Below are 18340 nucleotides of genomic sequence, written 5' to 3' on the forward strand. Positions count from 1 at the left end.
GAGAAGCTACAAAAAAATGCCTTATCACGCGCCAAACTCATCGGACCACACTTAAACAATTTTGTCAGCGTCACTAACCCTATAGTCATTCAACTCAATCTCTCAATCAGATACCTTTCTCAATAACTAAATCAACAATGAAGAGATCATGGAGTGATTGATAATGAATGGGTTGCCACCGTCATTAGGAGAGACTTTATCGTCAGGCGAGTTCAGCGAGCCTGATAGAAGGCTTCTCCTTGAAAACCGCGAAGAAATAGAAAAAGCCTTATTGTCGTGCAATCTCTTCGGGCACAGCGTTAGAGCGACTGACATCAACAATTTTTCTTTATGCTCTGAATTAGAGCATTTCCTTCCCAACCTTTTGGCCAAGAAGCTCACCGCTAGAGTTACGGGCACGACCTTTAGCAATCAACAACCCAAAAAACCAATAGACTATAAATTAACACTGACTCCTGAAGAGTTTGAAGATCTGCTTGAAAAGGATCAGCTCGACAATGAAATACATTATCACGTCACTGGAAATTTATACCTGCGCAATGACAACAATAAATATAAAGATTTTTCTTTACCCAAAAAACTGACAATAGACGGTGATCTGAAAATCCTCCATTATATAAATCTAAAAAAACTACCTGATCATTTAATCGTTAAAGAGGTTTGTGAATTTATCAACCTTGGTTTTACCAAGTTACCAGATACATTTCACGTAGGCTGCCGGCTGACCATAACTAACTGTAACTCCTTCACTGAGCTATCTAAAGAACTTGAAGCTGGTTATACTCTGGAAATTACAGCTTGCGATCAGTTTTCAACACTGGCTTCAGGCTTGGTTGCTGAATCTGTAAAAATTAAAAACTGTCCGAACTTCACCACGATTGAAGATGGTTTCACGTTACCTGATAGCCTCATTATCGGTAACTGCCCAAAGTTTGCCCGCTTTCCTGAAGAGCTCACCGTCGGCCATTGTCTCTTTGTGGAAAATTGTCCAGCTCTGAAAGCCATCTCAACCAAGCTGTCTGTAGGAGCCGGTCTTTACTTTGAAGGCTGTACCGGACTGGAGAGCATACCAGAGAATCTGCATGTACCATGGGGGCTGAATCTGACGAACTGCAGATCCTTTCGTTATCTACCCCAAAAAATCTCACTCGGAGGTACTCTTACCCTGACTGGTTGTTGCCGTATTACGTCCATTCCTGACTGGGTAACCCGCCTTGGCGTTAATAAAGACGGTGAAACTAGAGACATCCACCTCAAAGGTACCGGTCTTTCAGAAGCATTAATAGCCGAGCTGCAGGCAATGGACACACCAGGCATCAAGCTTCACCTGCCAAACATAAAAGAGGACTATAAAGAATATTATTTCGATCTGCTGGCTGAAATAGAAAATCGTAATCAAAGCATCTATAGCAATGATAATGAATCATCTCTGCAGAGCAGATTGATGCTCAAACTAATCAACCTTGGAGTGACATCAAAATCCGCTAAAAGAACCGCCCGGCACTTTATCTTTTATGGAAGACACATCGTTGAAATGAAAAACAATAATGGAGACCTTTTTCTTATGTTTCGCTCCACCGGTACAGCCTGCCAGGGAACCGAGGGTTGCTGGGTTCCATTTCCTGGTATTTTGAATTCGGAGAATCACAAAGACTGGTTTATTAAAGGATGGAACGAGGGCAGCTACCAGTACTCTTACGAAGATATAAAGCACCATCAATATCACATTCCATTTTTTCAGAATGTGGCGATTCAACTCTCAGAAGCAGAGCACACGATCTTTCCCGAACTGCCTGATAGAAGCACTAGAAAAGACAAACATAAACTCAACAAGCCTTTCACTACAGTCGAAGCAAAATCATTGGATGGTCAGGTATTGACTGCGGAGTTGTTAAATACTCTGCCCGAACAGGTATTGACTGAAATGGGCTGTGACCCGAAATGGATAAACCAACTCCCTGAACGGGAAAAGAAACATCCTCTGTCAGCCGATGCCGTTGACAGCCTAACCAATCAAACGCGTAAAAAGCATAAACTTACGGATATTCCAAATACCAAAGCCAAGTATATTGGGGAATCCATGTCACCGGTTAAATTTGCAAGACTCAGCCTGCCCGGATCAGACGCACCCGTTATCTGCGCCGCCAAAAAAATACACAAACCATTTTTACAGACGAACAGGCTCATCAATGAAGAGGCCAGCAGACAGAATAGCTCAGGGCATGCGCCTAAAGTGTATGGCGTTGCAAAAACAGTCACAAAAGACGGCAAAGCCCAGCGCATCCTATTAATGGACATCGCCAAAGGCATCCATGGCGATCAATTTATCAGAAGCTGCAACAGCACGATGTCCGAATCCAAAAAAATACAGCTGGCACAAAACTATGCCACTACCGTACAATCCACGCATAAAAATGGTGCTTTTCATGGCGACCTGAAACCTGCCAATAGCTTTATTGATCCCAAGACATTAAACACCCAATTGATTGATTTTGGCCTAGCGTCTGGCTCTACAAGAACCGCATCCAGAAACTCATTGAATATGTCGACTGCTCCAGAGTTAAGCCTTCCCTGCAACTTATGGACAAATGAAACAACCATTGATATGGAAAAAGTCGATGTTTTTTCTCTTGGCTATATCCTGACCACATTATTTGGATCAAAGACGTTTGCCGTTGATCCTAAGGGAGCAGCATCTTCCTGGAACCCAGACACTAACATCACTGAACTGGAAAATATCATTCACAATGAGCTGTCATCCATTACATTTAGCAACCCGGAGATCAAAACACTTGTCACACACATGATGGATGCCAATCCGGCAAACAGACCCACCATGGAGGTAGTCGTTAACACCATACACAGCTGGTCGGCGCAAACAGCTAAAGGACAGGACAGGCCTGACCTCTTTATTCGGTAGATTCTTTCAGCGACAGCCAGTAGTCAGAAGCACCGAACTGTGATGAAATCAGCGCCTTTGACTGCATTCCCAGAGGTTCACTCGATGCCGGGCATCAAATCAACACAAGTTAGACAGGTGCTTCAGGGGCTGGCCGCCCTGATCATTATCATGACAGGCATCAAACTGGGCAGCACTCTGGTCATTCCACTGCTGCTCTCCGCCCTGCTGACGCTGCTGGCCAACCCCATTGTTAATTTTCTGCATCGTTTTAAAGTGCCACGGGTCATTGGCATCATTTCCACACTCATCGCTTTTGTTATTTTTGCCCTGTATTTCCTGGGCAATATCGCCAGCACCGTACGGGATTTCTCCGCCGCTCTGCCTGGATACCGTGAGCAGCTGACAGAACAATTTCTAGCGGCCCAGGCCTATCTTTCAGAACGAAATATTCCACTGGATCTCAGCGCCATTACCGACTCCTTCGACCCCTCCGCACTGATCGGACCGCTAACCAATATGATTGGCACCGTGGGCAGCACCATGAGCTTTGCTCTGCTAATTATCATTGCCACTATTTTTATGTTGCTCGAAGCGCCCTTACTGCCCGGCAAACTGCGACACGCGCTGTCATCACCGGACCATGAACTGCAAAGCATGCGACGCTTCCTGCACTCATTTAACCGATACGTTGCGTTGAAAACCCTGATCAGCATGATCACCGGTCTTCTGGTTGGCTCGATGCTTTGGGTAAAAGGCGTGAATTTCTATGTTCTCTGGGGACTGGTTGCTTTTCTCTTTAATTTCATTCCCAGTGTTGGCTCAATTGTGGCAGCAATCCCGGGCGTTCTTCTGGCGCTGCTGCAGTTTGGGCCCGGTGATGCCATGCTGATTATGGCGGGTTATCTGGCCATCAACGTAACCATCGGCAACGTGATTGAACCCAATGTGATGGGGCATGGCCTTGGATTGTCGCCTCTGGTGGTTTTTTTATCCCTGATTTTCTGGGGCTGGTTATTAGGACCGGTAGGAATGATTCTTGCCGTGCCTTTGACCATGTTTGTAAAAATCATGATGGAGTCCTCCGCACGCTGGCAAAATGTCGCTATCCTGTTAGGACCTGACGACAGCATCAGTAAAACGACCACTGAAGCCTCTAACGTTGCCCGTTACCCGTAGTCCGTTGTCCGAAAAAGCTGGAGCCACCCATGCTTTTCCGGATAACGGATAACGGATAACGGATAACGGATAACGTTCTCAACGATGCTTCAAGGCCTCAGTATATGTGGATCTTATTTCGGGACAGACCCATAATCACTTTTCATAAACAAGAATACGGTGGAGTGTTACATGGCATCGAATAACCCTTGGACTGACTGGGCCGAACAAATCCGCGCCATCGCCCAGAACGGACTCACCTTCTCCAAGGACGACTTCGATATCGAACGCTACCACCAGCTACAAAGCATTGCCCACGAAATGACCGCTTTACTCACCGACGCACCTTTAGACAAAGTCAATCACTACTTCCTACCCGAAAAAGGATATTGCACGCCAAAAGTGGACCTCCGCGGCGGCGTGTTTCTGGAAGACAAGATTTTGCTGGTGCGAGAGCGTTCCGATGGTGGCTGGACACTCCCTGGCGGCTGGGCCGATGTCTGTGAACCACCTTCAACGGGCGTCGAAAGAGAAGTACTCGAAGAGTCAGGTTACACTGCCAGAGCCATCAAATTGGTGGCATTAAGAGACACTCAGCGTCACCCATACCACCCTCGCAGCCCCCATCATATTTATAAAATGATATTTCTCTGCGAATTAACCGGTGGATCGCCTAAAGAAAATATCGAGATCTCAGAAATCGGTTTTTTTGATGTGAATGATCTGCCCGAACTTTCTGAAGGCAGAACGCTTCCTCGAGATATCAAACTGTTACTTGAGCACAAAAACGCACTTGAGCTGCCTACCGGGTTTGATTAACTCAACGTCTAACCTTTACTCAATATTGGTTGCCCCTGCTGACAAGGATGTTATTACTTCTCAACAGACCCTAAGCAGTTTCCAGAACAATGAATTCAAATCAGCCCATACAGCTATCCGCTTTTCAAGCCGCGGCAATGGAATACAATCGCATCCAGGATCGGAATGAGTCCATCATCCTGCACATTCCGCAATTGTTAAAAGCACTCTGGAAAGGATTTACTAAACAATATTCCGTCAGCATTATTGAAACCAGAACATTTATTAACGACCCTCGCCATAAGAACTCATGGACTGAAGACTTTCTGAAACGCGCTCTAACCGATCGAAAAATCAGTTTACAGCCCCTTTCAAATAGAAATATTTTATCCGACTACCACGAAAAATCCGGAAACAACAACAGGCACGATAAACGCTCTACAGGGCTACCATTCACTGTCTTTAATGCGACGACAGATACTGGAAAACCCTTTACCGCACAAATTCTTAATGGATTACCCGGGTATGCATTAAGAAAGTTTGGATTCACGGATAATCAGCTGGCGCAGATGAAAAAGGTGACCAAAAACCAGCCTCTTTCTTTTATTGCTGCTCGTCAATTATTTCCAATCACCCATGAGGATTATAAAAAACAGAACAACACCGATGCTTATATCCTTGGCCAATCCATGAGCAAAGTAAAAATGGCTTTAGTAAAGCTCCCCGGACAAACAGAACCCATACTCTGCGCCGCAAAAAAAGCACAACCAGGCAATGCGTTTGCTGACGAGGCCGCCGTTAAACGAGAAATAGCGCTGCAAAACCAATCTGACTGCGCACCAAAAGCCTATGGTTATACCAGCACTGTCAATGCCGCTGGAAAAAAACAGTTCATTATTTTCATGGATATTGCCAGAGGCACTGGAGCAGGAAAGCTAAGGCATGAAAATGCCGCTAAAAAATTGCTGTTGGCCAACGACATGTTAACTACTTTATGCAGGATGCATCGTAACGGTGTTTACCCTTGCGACATCAAAGAGGATAACATCATTTTCAGTAAAGAAGGCAAAGCTCAGTTCATCGATTTTGGACATGCCTCCGTAAATCCATTAAATACAATATTCCATTACAACAACCCCTATCTAGCCACTAATTACGCACCTGAATGCGCTACCAGCCAGCAAAATCTCTGGGAAACAAAACGAACTCATATCCATTCGCCAAAAGCTGACATGTTTGCCGTTGGTTCTTTCCTCACCAGTTTTCTGGGCGACAGACAATTATTTGCAAACGGCTATTGGGTACCTATGCCACCGGATGCCCCCAAAGATAACCTGCAAAAGGCCAGGAAAATCATTGGCCCCAAATACGAATTAGTACCGATACGCAGCGGCAATGATTTACAAACACTGATCGATAACGATCTGGAGCAAATCACTCTGCACCCAGAAGTGAGAACCCTGATAGCAAAAATGCTAAAGGTTGATCCGTCTCAGCGAATTGATGCTGAAGCGGCTGCCAGAGAACTGAATCAAATTATTCAAAAAGATCATTAACCCCAAGGGCTCAACGACAAACCTATTTCAACCGCTTACATTTTCGAGCCTGTAAACCCTGCTCGTCCTTAAAAACCTTCGACATTTGGTTTCTCCTGTTCTTATATCAAGGGAGTTACTGAGGAGAAGTGCCGGTTTTATTTCGAGACAATGTCTTAGTGCTGAGCTTAACCAGGCATCGAAGGGCGTAAATCCGTAACTTCTCAAAAAGTGCTGGGCGCTGCCAAAAATCGTGTAAAACAATAGTGCATGATTATTGATTACCAAGGGCTACAGTAATTTGGTACTAACGTTGCCCAGCAGTTATTGAGAAGCTACGTAAATCCCGGTGCATGATAGGTTACGGCAGCACCAGGGAAAAAGCTTAAGACACCCTAAGGTACTAATAAGACTGGAAATATGACTAATACCAATTTCATTTTCAAATTATGAGATAAAACACCTCCAGCCCTTGCAGGCAGATAGCTATCCCAAGAGTTAGAAAATGTAATTGGTATAACTTTATACGCTCAGCCACTGCAGCTAATGGACAAGAGTCAAAACGTCAGCATAGCTAACCGGCTGGTTAGTCTTTTTACAACATCAAGCGATACAATACCGGGTGTAATTAAAAGTGTTCCCGATGTGGTGAAAATTCAAATTTCATCAGCTGTTACCGGGTGTAATTAAAAGTGTTCCCGATGTGGTGAAAATTCAAATTTCATCAGCTGTTACCCCCGCATGAATACTCGGTATCAAAAATAGAAAATTCACAAAATTACAGACTGTTGAACACTTTTAATTACACCCGCTGTTACCCCGCATGAATACTCGGTATCAAAAATAGAAAATTCACAAAATTACAGACTGTTGAACACTTTTAATTATACCCTACAATACCAATCAACATTACATTGCGCCGGCCACCATTCAGCCAGCAAAGCCATGGAGACTTATATCATGAACGGAAGCATACCAGCAGCTCACCTCTCTGGACAAGCTAGTCTCGAGAGCCTAATCGAAGTGACAAAGATTGACCCAGCATCAATCACATCCTCAAGCAAGCGTGTTTCAATAGACGATAAACCACTTGAAATAAATGCAAAGCGAACACTACTGAGTTCACGCCATATTGCTAAGGTAGAAAACACTGCGGAATCAAATTGTTCAGAATTCAACACCCTGTTATCCATAATCAACAAAAAACCATTATCCCCCCTTCAGTTCATCACACTCACCAAACTGGTTGACGTAAACCCGGAACTCTCACTGAATCCGGAGCTGTTAAGCCCTGATGATAGAGTATGGTATGAAAATATTCAGAAGCCCTTAAAAGAATACAACCCAACGTTGCTGGCTACCCTACCGGAAAAATTAAAACATCCCAATATTTGCCTCAAGTATCTGAACCAGGCTCCGGACAATCTCAAATATATCCCAGCCGAGTATTACCCGAGATTTCAGAATGAAATCTTAGATATAAAACCTTCGGTGTTAGCAGGAATTGTCAATGAACTTAACCAACAACAACTAGAGGCCCTGATTTCTATAAACTACTCATGGATAAAACACATACCTGAAGCACAACTGACCACTGCCCTATGCGACTCTTTTTGCAAAATAGCCCCGCAGGCATTCGAGTTACTACCGGCTACATTCCAAACCGCTCGACTGAAGCAAAGATATCTGCAGAGCCATTCCATATTGCCTGCCAACTCCATTACGAACCATTCAGATGATTATCATTCATGCCTGAAGCGTGTAACCTCACTGCCAAGTAAATTTAAAGAAATCCCAGAGCATTTTCAAACAGCGCAGTTTTTACTGACATGTGCAGATCAGTATGAGAAAAATTTATCCCAATGCTGGGGTAAGGGTATGATGGATTATGGACTGAGAAACTTCTTAAAAAATGTACCTGTTGAAAAATGCTCTGAGGCCCTGATTGACCGCATTTTCACGATGAATCAATACAAACTTGAGACACTTCCTGAAACATTGAAAAACACAGCCCGATATGAGCTGGCCTGTCAGAATGATGGATTATCTCTGGCTGAAGTTCCGTCAGATCTGATAACCTCAACACTGTCACAGCTTGCCTGTCAGAATAACGGACTGGCACTGCAATCTGTACCTGAGCCATACAAAACTGCCGCCCTTTGTAAATTAGCATGTTCTCAAAATGGCATGGCTCTTCAATACGTTCCTGACGCATGGAAGACTGAAGAAATTTGCACCATTGCCTGCTCGCAAGATGGTAACGCCTTAGTACATGCGCCTGAAAGCGTCAGAAATTTCGAGCTTTGTGTCACCGCATTACAGCATTGTAGTGGCTGGGTTATTCATGAACTGCCTCCGGAAATAAAGAAGGATGAACGCCTACTCGAACATATAGAGAGCCTTGAGGCATTGTTCTATCAACCATGGGAAGTAGAAGGCTTATCGTTTCTCCACTGGACTGATGACAAAAAAAGACAACGCTGTCACCAGCATATCGAAAAGGGGGGAGCTCTTTCCAGAGTACCAAAAAAATACCGGGACAATGCTCTGTGCTCCAGGGCTGTAGAACGGGCTTTAGACCCCGCCACTGTGTTGCCTTCAGTTCCCGACAATGTTTTATCTGACTCGCGTTTTCAACAGCTTTGCCAAAAACAGCTCCATGATATGGATTATCAGCAATACTTTGGCAACAAAAACAATACTGCATCACTGCAAAGCTATTATCATCCTAACCTACTCAGCCTGAATTCACAGTTGGCAATGATTTGCGGCTCATCGTCCGATGAAGAAAAACGTCAATGGCTTCATAATGTTTACTCAGATAAACAAGAGCAAGTCACCACTCGACAAAACCTCTGCAGTCAAGTAAACCCGTTGAACCGAGGGTTAATCAACAATCCGTTTGCTAAAGATCTGCTAGCCACTTGCTATCAAAATACAGCGTTCACTCCGTCACAATTAACGGTTGCGGATGAGCTTGAGGCTTGGATTAAGACCCAATGCCAACATCCAGAAATATCAGCGCTGCCTGAAAACTTCTCTTTTCCCCCTGATACACAAAGAGCAGGAGGCAGGGCACTTAGAATTCCAACAGGAAAGCCAAACTGCCTTTATTTAAAACTTCAGCGGAAATCAGAACCATTGAACGAACTCCTGCGCGAAGGGTTTGTTCATCAATTCCTGGACAACAAAGGATTACGCCAAGAATTAAAAAGTAATTATCCGTCTTTCACGGCATTTTATCGGATTTCTGTTGAACAACTGCCGGTGAAGCCAGACAGCTTTGACGACGCTCTTGAAATAGAAGACATTGATGGCCATTCATACGTAACCGCATACTATTACCAAGCTTCAGCAAATTACGTCACCTATGCTCACCAGCCTGACAACGCAGCGACAAACCCTTTTCAACAGCCAGAAGAAGGCATTCTAAAAGCCTGCCATGATATAGGTCGGTTTATGAACTGGGGAATGCTTCATACCTCTTCCCTGCCTGCCTTTCATGATACAGACAGTGGGCGCACATTTCTGTTCACACATTCTCTATTGGGTTATCAGCGTGAAGATAAGGCACCAGGCACCTATCCATACCCAGGCAAATTTGGAGCCTGGAACAGCACCGCTACAGAGCAACCGGACTTTGGCTACACGGGCTTTCGGGATATCGGAGATTATGAAAAATTTGGCCATGTGAACAGTTATTTCAAAGCAGTCGATTGCCGACGGGAAACGCATCCAGAACAAGTCAACCAATGCCTGGCCTTCGCTAACTGCATGATGGACAACCTACTGGCCGCACTCCTTATTCGATCACGACTTCGACAGCATTCATCTGGCTACCACTATAAAAATAACGCATCCATAACAGAAACGGCCAATTTTATCAGCGCAACCATCACAGCCTTTATGGAGGGGATGGGCAGAAGCGCGTCTCTATCACAACACTTATTATTAACTGAGGACGCCTGTCAGCAATGGCTGACCCGATGCGCTGAAGAAATACTGTACTGGACAGCACGTCAGCCCTCAGAACGCCACTACCCCGATCCCTGCAAAACAGCACCTGACAAAGACTGTTACAGTGAGCATCTCAAGCACTATAAAATAGCGGACTCACTTTATCCGGAAGACAATTCTTCCCATAGGGTATCAGGTCCGGGTGATTATCATAACTGTAACGGGAAGCTTAACCTGGGAGGGCAAAACGCCATGCTTCCTTTGCTTACCTTAACCAATGGTTTGTTCAGGCTGGCAACTCGCCTCTTTGTTTAAAAACGCAGAAGTTCCAGATGAATAAGCTGTAAAGGGCATAAGGGTAGAAGCCGTTAGAAAAATACCAAGCGATTCGTTCACCTTGAGTGCTAACGGTGGTATGTTTTTAATACCTCTACCCTAAGAAGCTAACGTAATCAGCTTCTCACCTGTCCATCCCATCTAGTGCAGCTGATTACGGCATCAGTTTTCGCTTTACCGCCTCAAGCCGTTCCACCAACGGTAATTTCATCAATCTTCAGGGTTGGTTGGCCAACCCCAACAGGCACAGACTGACCATCCTTACCACAAACGCCAACGCCAGGATCAAGCTCCAGATCATTTCCAACCATGGAGACTTTATTCATCACATCAGGGCCATTACCTATTAACGTTGCGCCTTTCACCGGTACTGTCTTTTTGCCATTTTCAATCAACCAGGCCTCACTGGTCGAAAACACAAATTTGCCCGATGTAATATCCACCTGACCACCGCCCATGTTTTCCACATAAATGCCTTTTTCGACAGAGCTGATAATCTCTTCCGGATCATACTGCCCTGGTAGCATATACGTGTTCGTCATTCTCGGCATAGGCAGATGGGAATACGACTCTCGACGACCATTACCCGTGGACTCAACACCCATCAGCCGGGCATTCAGCTTATCCTGCATGTAACCTTTGAGAATACCGTTCTCAATCAGCACGGTATTTTCTGTCGGCACCCCTTCATCGTCCATATTCAACGAGCCACGGCGACCACCTAACGTACCATCATCCACAATCGTACAATGGGGAGATGCGACTCGCTCACCGATACGGCCGGCGTAAGACGAAGAACCTTTACGGTTAAAATCACCTTCCAATCCGTGCCCGACTGCTTCATGGAGCAATACACCGGACCAGCCAGCGCTCAGCACCACCGGCATAGTGCCCGCCGGTGCGGCAACAGCCTCAAGATTGATCATGGCCTGACGCACGGCTTTTCTGGCAAACTCCAGACCGGCGTCGTTCAATAAAAATTGCAGATAATCACCACGACCACCACCGCCAGCCGAACCTCTTTCAATTCGCCCATCTTTCTCTGCAATAACACTGACGTTTAAGCGTACCAATGGCCGAATGTCCGCCGCTAATGTGCCATCAGAAGCCGCCACCATCACCACCTCATGCACACCCGCCATGCTCACAGTCACCTGCTTTACGCACGGATCCGCTTTACGGGCTGCCTGATCAAGCTTCTTTAACAGGTCCACTTTATCCGCACTGGTTAAAGAATCCAGCGGGTTTGAAGCACCATATAATGCCAATGGCTGGCTGCGCTGCCAGGCTTGAACCTGCTTTTGCTGACCAATACGGGCAATACTTCGGGCCGCACCCGCCGCCTGCTCCAGCGCAGGTAGAATAATTTCATTGGAATAGGCAAAACCGGTTTTCTCACCACTCATGGCGCGAACCCCAACGCCGCTGTCGACGTTAAAGCTGCCTTCTTTGACGATACCGTCTTCCAACACCCAGCTTTCATGGCGCATGGATTGGAAATAGAGGTCAGCCGCATCCACATTGTGGCCAAGTATGCTGTCCAGAATCCTGCTGAGCTCCTGATCGCCAATATTGGCAGGGGTCAGCAGTTGATCACGGGCGGTGGTAATAATATCGGACATAATGAACGGCTCACTCCGGGCTGTTTTTTTATTGCAGTATTTATTCGCAAATCCGAATCGCTGTGCACCATTTTATCCCAGAGGGATTGTTTCGGGAAATACTAACTCAACTTGTTATCGGAAACTCTCTGTAAACTATCGTTCCATACCATTGAGAAATGCAGAAACAATGGTATGCACTCTGACCTTTAACTCTTCACCTTTCGGCACCGGCTGCCTTTCAATCACCTGCGGCCAAAACAAGCGCCCCTGAAACAAACTGATATAAATATTTGTGACGACCTTCAAATCCATGACTTTCAACTTCCCTGCCACCATGGCTTCTTGCATCCAGAGAGTGATTTTTTTGGTGCTGTAGAGCGATCGAATCAGCTTCTCCGCCAACTCTGGCTGACGCATAAACTCCATAACAATAGTCCGGGACAAATCAATACCCTATCCCTGATAAAGCACTTCTGCCTCCTGCAACGTAATGATGTACAGCTGATCGTAAAGGCTCACTTCCGGCACAAAAGCGTAACGTACTGACTGATCAATAGACGACTGAATCACCGTTAACACCGCTTCAAACAACAGCTCCTTACTGTCGAAATGTCGATACAAGGTACGCTTGGACACTTCTGCAACGGCACTAATACGATCCATATTGGCCGCAAGGAAACCATGTTCCGCAAACTCGGCCTTTGCTGCCTCGATAATCGCCTGATGTTTCTGCTCTGATCGCTTCAACACCGCTCTCCCACAGTGAATACGTACTATCTCACGCGCACTGGCTTACATAAGTACACTTGCGAGTTTACTTTAAACCGTTGCAAATCAAAAATAGCCGCAAAATATCGACTTAAATTTCTTTGGAGTGTCAGCGTTGACCACACTGAACCAGTTCAAACCCGGACGGTTTGCTATCCCTCTCGTATTATCAGCATTGCTGATCACTGGCTGCCAGCAAGAAGCCAGTGATGTGGTTGCTGCACCGGTAATTCAGCCCGCTCTGACAGAAGTCATCACTCCGGGAGCCAATGATGATCTTACCTTCAGCGGTGTCATTCGTGCCTCCGAGCGTGCGGAAATCTCGTTTCGCATTAACGGCCTGCTCACCAATATTCTGGTGGAAGAAGGTGATCACGTTAAGCAGGGCCAGACTTTGGCCATTCTGGATTCACGAGATGCTCAGACCAACCTGAAGTCCGCAGAACTGGAATTGCAAAATACACAAGACGATTATCGTCGTGCAAAAGCCATCTTTGAAAACAGTCGCGCTATTTCGAAAAGTGATCTTGATGCGATCACCACTCGCTACAATCTGGCCTCCAATCATGTGGACGAAGCAAAGCGTCAGTTGGAGTACACCACACTGAAAGCGCCGTTTACCGGTGTGATTGGCCGCAAACTGGTGGACAACCATACGCAAATTCAGGCTAATGCCCCGGTGCTGATTCTTCACGATCTCAGCGATCTTGAAGTAGTGATCAACATTCCAGATCAAGTGATGTTATCTGGCCTTAATCAGCGCTCAGCGCTTGCCGAAATTTCTGGCATTCCAGAACAAACATTCAGTTTGTCAGTACGCACTTACGCCACCGAAGCAGACCCAATCTCTCAAACCTATCCGATCGTACTGGGGTTTGATGACCTGAAAGGTTTCCGTGTTCTTCCCGGTATGGCGGTGAAAGTCATTCCAACCATCGCTGACAATACCACTGTTACAGGCTCTGCTATCTCCGTGCCACTCACTGCGATTGTGCCAGACAATCAGGGCAAACAATTTGTCTGGATCGTAGGCAGCAACAACAAAGTTGTGAAGCGATATATCGAACTGGGCAACCTGAGCAAGAACCGCGTCTTCGTTAACAAGAATCTGTCGTCTGGTGAGCGCGTGGTGATCGCCGGCGTTTCCAGCCTGAGAGATGGCATGGAAGTGCGTCCATACTCTGAACAGAGCTATGAACAGAGCTCTGATGAAAAAACCGAATCAGCTTCTCAGAAAAAAGCAGGAGCCTGATCCATGGATATCGCACGCTATACCATAGCCAAGCGAACCAGCATTTGGGTGATCATCGCCCTGACGCTGATCGGCGGCTACATCAGTTATTTAAAACTAGGGCGTTTTGAAGACCCGGAGTTTGTTATTCGCCAAGCGGTGATCAACACGCCCTACTCCGGAGCGACTGCTCAAGAAGTGGCTGACGAAGTCACCGATGTCATCGAAGGTGCTGTACAAACCCTTCAAGAGTTGAAAGAGGTGAAATCCGTGTCCAAACAGGGCATGTCGGAAGTCACCGTTGAAATTAAGCTGGAGTTTGCCAGCAGCTCCGCAGATCTTCAGCAGGTCTGGGACAAACTGCGCCGTAAGATTGGTGATGTTCAACGACAACTGCCGCCCGGTGCCGGGGCTTCCATCGTTAATGATGATTTTTCCGATGTGTACGCTCTGTTCTTTGCCGTCACCGGCGAAGGTTTTACCGATAAGCAGTTGCAGGATTATGTCGATACCCTGCGCCGTGAAGTGGTTCTCGTACCCGGCGTTGCGAAAACAACGACCCTGGCAGAACAGCAAGAAGCGATTTTTGTTGAGATTTCCAGTGAGCGTATGGCTCGTTTTGGGTTGTCAGTAGAAAAAGTGCTGCAGGCCATTCAAAAACAAAATCTGGTCACCATTGCAGGCACTGTGGAAACCGACTCCATGCGGATTCCGGTCATCCCATCATCCGCTATTGATTCATTTGATGATCTGAAGAATCTGCAAGTCGTTGTAGGTAACGACAACACCGTTCTGAAACTGGGCGATATTGCGGATGTCACGCGAGGCTATCAGGAACCCGCCTCCATGCTGATGCGCTATAACGGCGAGCGGGCGGTTGGCTTTGGTATCTCCAACATCACTGGCGGCAACGTTGTGGATATGGGCGATGCGGTGAAAGCTCGACTGGCAGTATTAGAAGGGCAACGCCCACTGGGTATGGAGCTGAACGTCATCTCCATGCAGTCCGATTCTGTTCGTGATTCCGTTGCCAATTTTATCGATAACCTGATTGCTGCGGTTGCCATTGTGTTTCTGGTACTGCTGCTGTTTATGGGGTTGCGCTCCGGCATTATTATCGGATTTGTATTGCTGCTAACGGTTGCTGGTACCCTTTGCATCATGCTGATCGAAGATATCGCCATGCAGCGTATCTCACTCGGTGCTCTGATTATTGCCCTGGGCATGCTGGTAGATAATGCCATTGTGGTGACTGACGGTATTCTGGTTCGTCTTCAACAAAACCCAGACGAAGACCGCATGGCGCTGGCTTCCGAAATTGTTAAATCCACTCAATGGCCATTATTGGGCGGAACCGTGGTGGGCATCTGCGCATTCAGCGCTATTGGCCTGTCACCGTCGGATATGGGTGAGTATGCCGGCTCATTGTTCTGGGTCATTCTCTACTCCATGCTCCTGAGCTGGGTGTTTGCCGTCACCGTTACGCCCATGCTCTGCCATGATTTCCTGAAGGTAAAGACGACAACAGCAGGACAGCAACCCGGTCGTATGGTGTCTGCCTACAAAGCGCTGTTAATCTGGGTTCTGAACCATAAACTGATCAGCTCCGGTTTACTGTTGGCTACCATGGCTATCACGTTATGGGGCGTGCAATTTGTACCACCTGGGTTCATGCCGGAATCTCAGCGGCCTCAATTTGTTGTTGATGTCTATTTGCCCCAGGGCAGTGATATCAAGCGCACTGAAGCCATTGTTGCCAGCATAGAACAAGACGTGAAAGTCAAAGCAGGCATCAGCAATATCACCAGCTTTATAGGCGGCGGTGGTCTTCGTTTTATGCTCACCTATGCACCGGAAGCTCGTAACCCAAGTTATGGTCAGCTGCTGATTGATATTGATGACTACACCAAAATAGCGCCTCTGCTTGGCGAACTTCAGGCCGAACTGGATGCCAAATACACCGACGCGTCCATTAAAGTGTGGAAGTTTATGCTCGGCCGTGGTGGCGGTAAAAAGATTGAGGCTGGCTTCAAAGGTCCGGACAGCAATGTTCTGCGCCAACTGGCAGAGCAAGCTAAAGCCATTATGCTAAACGACAGCAACCTGATCGCTGTTCAGGATGACTGGCGACAGCAGATGCCGGTATTGCGTCCGGCGTATCTCGAAGACGAAGCCCAGCGATACGGTCTCACCACGCGAGAAATCAATCAGGCTATCTCGCAAACCCTTTCTGGCCGTAACGTGGGTGTTTATCGGGAAGGCGACGATCTGATTCCGATTGTGATACGTGCACCAGAAGATGAACGCAACCATCGTCGTGCCATCGAAAACACCGAAGTGTTTAGCCCAACGACTCAACAGTACATACCGGTCAGTCAGCTGATTGATGCTGTTGATGTCGTTTATCAGGACGCTATTCTTCGTCGCATCAATCGTATGCCAACCATTCTGGTTCAAGCCGACCCGGCACCGGGTATTGCCACTGGTGACGCATTCAATAATGTACGCCGTAAAATTGAAGCCATTGAACGGCCTGCGGGCTATGAGCTGATCTGGTATGGAGAATACAAAGCCTCCAAAGACGCTAACGAAGGTCTGGCCATTTCGGCACCCTATGGCTTTGCAGCCATGATCCTTGCGGTGATCTTTATGTTCAACGCCATCCGTCAACCACTGGTTATCTGGCTAACCGCGCCATTGGCTCTGGTGGGTGTGACTGCCGGTTTGATCCTATTTCAGACGCCGTTCGAATTTATGGCCATTCTCGGTTTTCTGAGTTTGATTGGTATGATGGTGAAAAACGCCATTGTGCTGGTTGATCAGGCTGATGCTGAAATTAATGCAGGCAAAGCCGCGTATTTTGCGATTATTGATGCCGCCATCAGCCGTGCAAGACCAGTACTGCTGGGTGCTTTAACGACCATTATGGGCGTGGCACCATTGCTGATAGATCCATTCTTTAAGAGCATGGCAGTGACTATCATGTTTGGTTTGTTGTTTGCGACCATTTTGACGCTTGTGGTTATTCCACTGTTCTACGCTATTTTCTTCCGCGTAAAAGCTGAAACTGTCTAAAAAATGTTTAAGGGAAGTAGCGAGCAAGAACATACCATCGTCATCCTCGCGAAGGCGGGGATCCATTGACAACGATGGGTTCCCGCCTTCGAGGTTGTCGCAAAAGCTCTGGTTCCCATGCTTTTATGCCCTTTGGGTATTGCGTGGGAACCCATACATCTATCTCTTTGAAAATTAAGAGGTATGCATTCCCACGCGGAGCATGGGAACGAGAAGTATGGGGTTTTGCGACAGCCTCCTTCGCGGGAATGACGGCACTTTCTTCCCTTCTACTCCCCTTAACAAGCACCGTCTATATTTCAACCATTGAAAAGCGACTGCCTAAAACGATAGGATGCATTCGACGTTTATAAAAAATACGATAATAATGGAAATCCTATAATGTTTCGGTCTCTGCTTTGTCTGCTCCCCCTTTTGTTTATCACCAGCGCCCATGCACAATGGCAACTGGAGAAGAAGCAGTCGAAGTTTTATTTCACGTTTATCAAAGCATCCTCAGTCGGCACCGTCGGGAGGTTTGAATCTTTTGATGCCCAGGTATCCAAAGAAGACGGCAAAGCAAGCCTGACCATTGACCTTGCCAGCTTGAATACGGATATTGAAAAACGGGATAACCGCCTGAGAAATGTTTTCTTTAACGTTACCAAGAACCCAACTGCAAATGTGGAGATTCACCTTGGCCAAAACATTTTCCAACGCCTCAGTGTTGGTCATTCAGAAAATGAAAGGGTGTCGGCAAAGGTAACCTTGAATGGCAAAACCAGACGTTTAAGAGAAAACGTCAACGTTACCATGCTTGATCAAGACACGGTATTGGTTACTAACACCAAACCAGTACTGTTGAATGTGGAAGACTTTGGTCTTTTATCCGGTATTCAGGCCCTGATCGATCTTGCAGGCGTAAAAAGCATATCAACGTCTGTTCCCATCACCTTCAAATTACTGTTTAAGAAAAATCAGTAAAGCGGGGTATTCAGCA

General features: G+C 46.5%; 11 protein-coding genes. 8 read left to right on the top strand and 3 right to left on the bottom strand.

Features of this window, described 5'->3' with window-relative positions; all coding sequences use genetic code 11:
- The first annotated feature begins 163 nt into the window (after positions 1-163).
- From AKL11_RS17315 to AKL11_RS17335, 5 genes are all read left to right on the top strand, one after another.
- Positions 164-2920, top strand: coding sequence for a protein kinase domain-containing protein (locus AKL11_RS17315; protein ID WP_067519846.1), 2757 nt, complete (start codon positions 164-166; stop codon positions 2918-2920).
- Positions 2921-3004: 84 nt separating this feature from the next.
- Positions 3005-4078, top strand: a complete 1074-nt coding sequence (locus AKL11_RS17320; RefSeq protein ID WP_067519848.1) for an AI-2E family transporter — start codon at positions 3005-3007, stop codon at positions 4076-4078.
- A gap of 171 nt (positions 4079-4249) precedes the next feature.
- Complete coding sequence (locus AKL11_RS17325) at positions 4250-4876, top strand: NUDIX hydrolase (protein WP_067519852.1); 627 nt, start codon at positions 4250-4252, stop codon at positions 4874-4876.
- An 89-nt stretch (positions 4877-4965) separates the two neighbouring features.
- Entirely contained in the window at positions 4966-6411 is a 1446-nt protein-coding gene (locus AKL11_RS17330; protein WP_067519859.1) for a protein kinase domain-containing protein, read from the top strand.
- A 939-nt stretch (positions 6412-7350) separates the two neighbouring features.
- The gene (locus tag AKL11_RS17335) at positions 7351-10662 is read left to right on the top strand and encodes a DUF4116 domain-containing protein (RefSeq protein WP_157673636.1); all 3312 of its coding nucleotides are present in this window, start codon (positions 7351-7353) and stop codon (positions 10660-10662) included.
- 203 nt (positions 10663-10865) lie between these two features.
- On the opposite strand, the gene tldD is transcribed toward AKL11_RS17335, so the two are convergent.
- The 3 genes from tldD to AKL11_RS26040 all read right to left on the bottom strand — a co-directional run bounded on the left by tldD (position 10866) and on the right by AKL11_RS26040 (position 13037).
- A complete protein-coding gene (gene tldD, locus AKL11_RS17340; RefSeq protein WP_067519861.1) occupies positions 10866-12305 on the bottom strand; it encodes a metalloprotease TldD in 1440 nt (479 codons plus the stop codon).
- 135 nt (positions 12306-12440) lie between these two features.
- Positions 12441-12731, bottom strand: a complete 291-nt coding sequence (locus AKL11_RS26035) for a TetR/AcrR family transcriptional regulator C-terminal domain-containing protein (protein ID WP_216636592.1) — start codon at positions 12729-12731, stop codon at positions 12441-12443.
- A gap of 9 nt (positions 12732-12740) precedes the next feature.
- Positions 12741-13037, bottom strand: a complete 297-nt coding sequence (locus AKL11_RS26040) for a TetR/AcrR family transcriptional regulator (RefSeq protein WP_216636591.1) — start codon at positions 13035-13037, stop codon at positions 12741-12743.
- A gap of 133 nt (positions 13038-13170) precedes the next feature.
- Between AKL11_RS26040 and AKL11_RS17350 the strand changes: the two genes are divergently transcribed.
- The 3 genes from AKL11_RS17350 (at position 13171) to AKL11_RS17360 (ending at position 18324) form a co-directional block, all read left to right on the top strand.
- A complete protein-coding gene (locus AKL11_RS17350; protein WP_245673557.1) occupies positions 13171-14307 on the top strand; it encodes an efflux RND transporter periplasmic adaptor subunit in 1137 nt (378 codons plus the stop codon).
- A gap of 3 nt (positions 14308-14310) precedes the next feature.
- Positions 14311-17361: an efflux RND transporter permease subunit gene (locus AKL11_RS17355; protein ID WP_067519865.1), complete on the top strand. Its 3051-nt coding sequence runs from the start codon at positions 14311-14313 to the stop codon at positions 17359-17361.
- Positions 17362-17742: 381 nt separating this feature from the next.
- Complete coding sequence (locus AKL11_RS17360) at positions 17743-18324, top strand: YceI family protein (RefSeq protein WP_067519866.1); 582 nt, start codon at positions 17743-17745, stop codon at positions 18322-18324.
- The last annotated feature ends 16 nt before the right edge of the window (positions 18325-18340 follow it).

The sequence above is a fragment of the Endozoicomonas ascidiicola genome (assembly GCF_001646945.1).
GTDB lineage: Bacteria > Pseudomonadota > Gammaproteobacteria > Pseudomonadales > Endozoicomonadaceae > Endozoicomonas > Endozoicomonas ascidiicola.